Here is a 1,021-nt window from a genome sequence, read left to right on the forward strand (position 1 = left end):
ACGCCCATCACGACGGCGGCGATGACCAGACCCAGCACGAGGCCGAAGATCATCGAGACGAAGGTGTCGGCCAGCCACACGACGACCGGGCCCGCGCCCCTCCCCGTGCCCGCTCGACCGCGGAGCTCGCGATACTGTGAGCCCTCTCACCCCGGACCTCCAAGGAGACGCACATGTCGGTCGGCCTGCTCGCGGTTGTCGATGACATCCTCACCGCCGCCCTGAAGGCGAGCGCCAAGACGGCGGGCGTCGTGATCGACGACGCCGCCGTCACCCCGCAGTACGTGCAGGGCCTCACGCCCGCGCGGGAGCTGCCGGTGGTCGGGCGGATCGCGCTGGGGAGCCTGTTCAACAAGTTCGTCATCATCATCCCGCTGGCGCTGCTGCTCTCGGCGTTCGCGCCGCAGGTGCTGCCGTACCTGCTGATCCTCGGCGGCGCGTTCCTCTGCTTCGAGGGGGCGGAGAAGGTGCTCGAGTGGTTCGGCGTCTCGCACGGCGGCCACGAGACGGAGGCGCGCGACGAGAAGAAGCTCGTCTTCGGCGCCATCCGCACCGACCTCATCCTGAGCACCGAGATCATGCTGATCGCGCTCGACGGCCTCGACCCCGACTTCGGGATCTGGCCCACGCTCGGCGCGCTCCTGGTCGTCGGGCTCGGGATGACCGTGCTCGTCTACGGCGCCGTCGCGCTGCTCGTGAAGATCGACGACGTGGGCCTGCGCCTGATGAAGAACGCGGCCCGCGGCGTGCGGCGCACCGGAGCGAGGATCGTCGCGTCGATGCCGGTCGTGTTCCGCGCGATCAGCATCATCGGCACGCTCGCCATGCTCTGGGTCGGCGGGCACCTCGTCGTCGCGAACCTCGCCGAGACGGTGTGGCACGGTCCGTACGACCTCGTGCACGTCGTCACCCACGCGGTCGAGGGCGCGGGCCCGGTCGTCGTGTGGCTGGCCGACACCTTCGTCTCGATGATCTTCGGCCTCGTGCTGGGTCTGGTCATCGCCGCCGTCGTGATGGGCGT

The 1,021-nt window shown here is 69.7% G+C and carries 1 protein-coding gene; it reads left to right on the forward strand.

The window, feature by feature from the left end; translation table 11 throughout:
• Nucleotides 1-173: 173 nt before the first annotated feature.
• The coding region (locus C5C36_RS17230; RefSeq protein ID WP_104310116.1) for a DUF808 domain-containing protein at nucleotides 174-1,021 on the forward strand (848 nt) is incomplete at its 3' end.

This window comes from Rathayibacter sp. AY1G1, assembly GCF_002932095.1.
Classification (GTDB): domain Bacteria; phylum Actinomycetota; class Actinomycetes; order Actinomycetales; family Microbacteriaceae; genus Rathayibacter.